Here is a 4,585-nt window from a genome sequence, read left to right as displayed (position 1 = left end):
CATAGTGATCCGGTGGTTCTGAATGGAAGGGCCATCGCTCAACGGATAAAAGGTACTCCGGGGATAACAGGCTGATACCGCCCAAGAGTTCATATCGACGGCGGTGTTTGGCACCTCGATGTCGGCTCATCACATCCTGGGGCTGAAGTAGGTCCCAAGGGTACGGCTGTTCGCCGTTTAAAGTGGTACGCGAGCTGGGTTTAGAACGTCGTGAGACAGTTCGGTCCCTATCTGCCATGGGCGTAGGAAAATTGAGAGGGTTTGCTTCTAGTACGAGAGGACCGAAGTGAACGCACCGCTGGTGTTCGGGTTGTGATGCCAATTGCATTGCCCGGTAGCTACGTGCGGAATAGATAAGTGCTGAAAGCATCTAAGCACGAAACTAGCCTCGAGATGAGTTTTCCCTGAAGAGATTCAGTAAGGTCCGTTTGAGACTAAGACGTAGATAGGTCAGGTGTGTAAGTGTAGTGATACATTGAGCTAACTGATACTAATGAACCGAGAGTCTTAACCTTACAACTCGGAGTTGTTTTGGGTTACGCAGAAGTTATTACTAGATGAGAAAATCATCGAAAAGAGAATAGAGATTGAAAAAACAGTTTGTTCCGAATTAAGTGATTGTTGTTGATATGAGATAATGGACAGCAATTAAGAAAGAGAGTACAGGATATGTCTGGCGGTAATAGCGCGGTGGTCCCACCTGACCCCATGCCGAACTCAGAAGTGAAACGCCGTAGTGCCGATGGTAGTGTGGGTATTACCCATGTGAGAGTAGGGTGCCGCCAGACTTTTAAATTTAATATATACATACCAAATACGGTGGAGCGGTAGTTCAGTTGGTTAGAATACCTGCCTGTCACGCAGGGGGTCGCGGGTTCGAGCCCCGTCCGTTCCGCCACCTTATTTAGGGGCGTAGTTCAATTGGTAGAGCACCGGTCTCCAAAACCGGGTGTTGGGAGTTCGAGACTCTCCGCCCCTGCCACAAAAATAATGGTTTTGTTTTAAATTTAATCATTTGCTCATTTTTGATAGAATAAATAAAAGAATTTTATTTACAGATTAACTTAGTCAATTATAATTCCTGCCCAGATACTTTTACAACCTAGAGGATAGAACATGGCTGAGAGTTTTGTAAGTCAACAACGTTTTTTTGATAATAAGAATTATCCAAGAGGATTTTCTCGTCACGGAGACTTTACTATTAAAGAAGCTCTTATTTTGGAAAAACATGGGTGTGCTTTTAAAGATCTTGATACAGAAGTTAGAAAACCTACTACAGCAGAAGAAAAATCATTTGTTGCCGTTTGTAAAGGTAAAAAGGAGCCATCAACTGATTTCGAAAAAACTTGGCTAAAATATCTTTCTCGTATAAATAAGCCTAAACGCTTTCATACATTATCCGGCGGGAAGCCTCAAGTTGATACAACTGATGATTTTGTCGATAGTGACGACTAATTCTTTTAACCGATATTTTTGTGTAATTGAATTAATAATCGATCCATAGAACGATAACTTAATGCTTCTGAAATATGTTTTCGTTCTATATTTTCTGACGAATCTAAATCTGCAATTGTACGCGATACTTTTAATATACGATGCCACGCCCTAGCAGAGAGTCCTAATTTTATCAATGCTTGTTCTAAATATTCATTATTTTCATCTGATAATTTGCAATAGCATTGTATTTCATTTGCACTTAACTGACTATTTAATTTATTATTTCTTTTAAACTGAACATTTCTTGCTTGTAAAACTCGCTGTTTTACCGTTTCGGTTGATTCATCGGAAGTCTTTTTTTGACTTAAGGTGCCTTTAGGCAATAAAGGTACTTCAATAGAAATATCAAATCTATCGAGAAATGGTCCTGAAAGTCGATTTAGATAGCGAATTGTTTGCTGGGGTGTAGTTCTATTGTGTGTTCCTTGATAATGTCCTGTAGGGCTTGGATTCATTGCTGCTATTAATTGAAACTTAGCAGGAAATTTTATTTTTGCGTTTGCTCTTGAAATGATAATTTCACCTGACTCAATTGGTTCTCTAAGAGCGTCTAATACTTTTCGGTTAAATTCTGGTAATTCATCTAAAAATAAAACCCCATTATGTGCTAGTGATATTTCTCCAGGTTTAGGTATTGTTCCTCCACCAACTAATGCTGCTGCTGATGCGCTATGGTGAGGTGATCTAAACGGCCTTTTACGCCAGTTTTTAATTGATCCATTTGGACTAACTAGACTAGTTATTGCAGCACTTTCAAGTGCTTCTTCATCAGATAATTGAGGTAACAGGGAAGTCAAACGAGTTGCTAACATAGTTTTACCTGTTCCAGGAGGTCCAATTAATAGTAAATTGTGACCTCCTGCGGCTGCAATTTCTAATGCTCTTTTGGCTTGTTCCTGTCCGATTATATCTTGTAGGTTTGATAAATTATTATCAATATCTTTGTATTCACGATATTGGACTGCAGGCAAGTCAATTTCGTTATATAAATATTGGCATAACTCTAATAAGTTATTAGTGATTAAAGTATTGTTTTGGTGAATTAAAGAAATTTCAGATTGATTTTCTGCAGAAATAATTAATGTGCGATTTTTCTTTTTAGAAGAAATAGCTGCTGGAATAGCTCCTTTTACTGCTCTAATATTACCTGAAAGGGCTAATTCTCCCAAAAATTCATAATGTAATAGATTATCTGTTGGAATTTGCTCTGTAGCGGCAAGAATAGCGATAGCTATTGGTAAATCGAAGCGACTTCCTTCTTTTGGAAGATCTGCAGGAGATAAGTTAACAGTTATTTTTTTTGAAGGAAAAGTAAAACCACTATTAATAATAGCACTTCTAACTCGATCTTTAGCTTCTTTAACCGTTGCTTCAGGCAGACCAACTAAAACAAAACCTGGTAACCCGTTACTAATATGAACTTCAACGTTTATCAAAGGTGCTTGTATTCCAATAGATGCTCGAGTATAAATAATTGCAAGTGACATAGTTTTTAATTATTAACATATTGAATTGTACTATTACAGTATTAGAAATAGTTAGCTGACTATTAAAGTCATTTTTATTAATGGGATATGTCACGCAATAAATAATCTGATTTTGCAGTAATCTCAATTTTTTTTGTTTAAAGTTAATTCCTAGATTACACCATGAAGTGCAATTCTTCTTAACTACTTAGAATAAAAATCGGCAGGGCTTTTAAACTTATGCCGTTTTCTTGGGCGTGTGTTCAATAGATATTGAATTTTCTTTATCTGTTCGTCGTCAACTAATGAAATGGCCGCTGACTTAGGTATAAACTGACGTATTAAGCCATTGGTGTTTTCATTTGTGCCTCTTTGCCAGCTTTTATAAGGCTCCGCAAAGTACACGGTAGTATTTAAATAATGCTCAATAGCATGATGATAATTAAATTCGGTTCCATTATCAAAGGTGATGCTTTTAACCATTTTTTTAAACGGCGTTAGCAATTTTATTATCATATCTCTCGTTTCGGAGGCGGTACGTTGATTGAGGCGCCCAATTAATACTAGCCCTGTTTTTCGTTCAACTAATGTCACCAATGCTTGCTTGTCTTTACGGCTAATAATCGTATCTCCCTCCCAATGTCCTCGCGTTTTCCGGCTTTCTACATAACTTGGACGTTGTTTTATTGACCGTTTATATCGGCGGTCTCCTTCTTTAATACTCGGTGCCTTACAATGCCTATAGGCTTTGCCTTTTCGCCTTAGATAAGGTTTGAATTGTTCATAGCGCGCTTTATTTTGATAAAGATAGTTATAGATTGATTTGTGATCCTCGCCAAAATATTAGACAGTGCCCGCCTCTATCATTTTTTCGTTTTGGTAATATTGTTGTGATCCTCGCCAAAAAAGTGGACAAAAGTTGCCTCTATGATATAAACAAAAATCATAGGAGACAAATATCATGGTCAAAAAATTTAGTATCGAATTCAAACAACAATCAGTGGATTATGCGTTATCTAATGCACACCTTTCTATCAGCGAACTTGCCAACCATCTAGGTGTGGGTAAATCAACCCTAGATAAATGGATTAGGCAACTTTCCCCGAATAAAACTAGCCGTCGAGAGTTAACCACTGAGCAACAGCGGATTATGGCGTTAGAAAAAGAGATTAAAGAACTGAAAATGGCTAATGATATACTAAAAAAGGCGCATGTGTACTTCATCAACAATCCAAGTCGATGAAGTACGCTTATATGAAAAATCATTTAACCTGCTATCCCGTTACTAGGATATGCTCATTACTTGGTGTCAGTTCATCGGGTTATTATGCTTGGTTAAAAAGAGCAAACAAATCAGCTAAACTCAGCGAGTATATCCAAAAACAGTATTGGCAACATAAAGCTCGTTTGGGTGCACCAAGCCTGCTTCATGATGCAAGAGAAGCGGGCTATCAAGTTTCAGAAAGAACAATTAGCCGTGTTTTGCAACAATTGGGATTACGGAGTAAAGCAGCACGTAAATTCAAGTATAAAACAGACAAGGCTCATCACAATATTGCGCCCAACACGTTAGATAGGCAATTTAACCCTGATAAGCCTAATAAAACATGGGTAACCGATAT

Annotated in this window: 5 protein-coding genes, 2 tRNA genes and 2 rRNA genes; 7 read left to right on the top strand and 2 right to left on the bottom strand. The window is 37.9% G+C overall.

Features of this window, described 5'->3' with window-relative positions; genetic code table 11:
- The 5 genes from A9G32_RS02105 to A9G32_RS02085 form a co-directional block, all read left to right on the top strand.
- Positions 1-515 (top strand): 23S ribosomal RNA (locus tag A9G32_RS02105); the annotation flags it as partial.
- Positions 516-672: 157 nt separating this feature from the next.
- Positions 673-788, top strand: a 5S ribosomal RNA gene (gene rrf, locus A9G32_RS02100).
- A gap of 33 nt (positions 789-821) precedes the next feature.
- A tRNA-Asp gene (locus A9G32_RS02095) sits at positions 822-898 on the top strand.
- A gap of 8 nt (positions 899-906) precedes the next feature.
- Positions 907-982, top strand: a tRNA-Trp gene (locus A9G32_RS02090).
- Positions 983-1,116: 134 nt separating this feature from the next.
- Complete coding sequence (locus A9G32_RS02085) at positions 1,117-1,455, top strand: DUF413 domain-containing protein (protein WP_034914792.1); 339 nt, start codon at positions 1,117-1,119, stop codon at positions 1,453-1,455.
- Between the two features lie 5 nt (positions 1,456-1,460).
- Here the strand turns inward: A9G32_RS02085 and A9G32_RS02080 are convergent, their stop codons facing one another.
- Both A9G32_RS02080 and A9G32_RS02075 read right to left on the bottom strand, forming a co-directional pair.
- Positions 1,461-2,984: a YifB family Mg chelatase-like AAA ATPase gene (locus A9G32_RS02080; RefSeq protein ID WP_065574644.1), complete on the bottom strand. Its 1,524-nt coding sequence runs from the start codon at positions 2,982-2,984 to the stop codon at positions 1,461-1,463.
- Positions 2,985-3,167: 183 nt separating this feature from the next.
- Complete coding sequence (locus tag A9G32_RS02075; RefSeq protein ID WP_065590263.1) at positions 3,168-3,782, bottom strand: IS30 family transposase; 615 nt, start codon at positions 3,780-3,782, stop codon at positions 3,168-3,170.
- Between the two features lie 142 nt (positions 3,783-3,924).
- Here A9G32_RS02075 and A9G32_RS02070 point away from each other — a divergent pair, with 142 nt between their 5' ends.
- Together A9G32_RS02070 and A9G32_RS02065 are read left to right on the top strand one after the other, a co-directional pair.
- On the top strand, positions 3,925-4,206 hold the full coding sequence (locus tag A9G32_RS02070; RefSeq protein WP_065589765.1) for an IS3 family transposase: 282 nt from the start codon (positions 3,925-3,927) through the stop codon (positions 4,204-4,206).
- A gap of 11 nt (positions 4,207-4,217) precedes the next feature.
- Positions 4,218-4,585: IS3 family transposase (locus A9G32_RS02065; RefSeq protein WP_176701302.1), on the top strand; the 368-nt coding region annotated here is incomplete at its 3' end.

This window comes from Gilliamella sp. Gris3-2 (assembly GCF_001690345.1).
Taxonomy (GTDB): domain Bacteria; phylum Pseudomonadota; class Gammaproteobacteria; order Enterobacterales; family Orbaceae; genus Gilliamella; species Gilliamella bombi.
Note: the sequence above shows the minus strand (reverse complement) of the source record. Positions and strands in the feature narration are given on the sequence as shown.

Coding starts and splice junctions, on each gene's coding strand:
- A9G32_RS02085 (WP_034914792.1), top strand. CDS start 1,117: ATGGCTGAGAGTTTTGTAAGTCAACAACGTTTTTTTGATAATAAGAAT.
- A9G32_RS02070 (WP_065589765.1), top strand. CDS start 3,925: ATGGTCAAAAAATTTAGTATCGAATTCAAACAACAATCAGTGGATTAT.
- A9G32_RS02080 (WP_065574644.1), bottom strand. CDS start 2,984: ATGTCACTTGCAATTATTTATACTCGAGCATCTATTGGAATACAAGCA.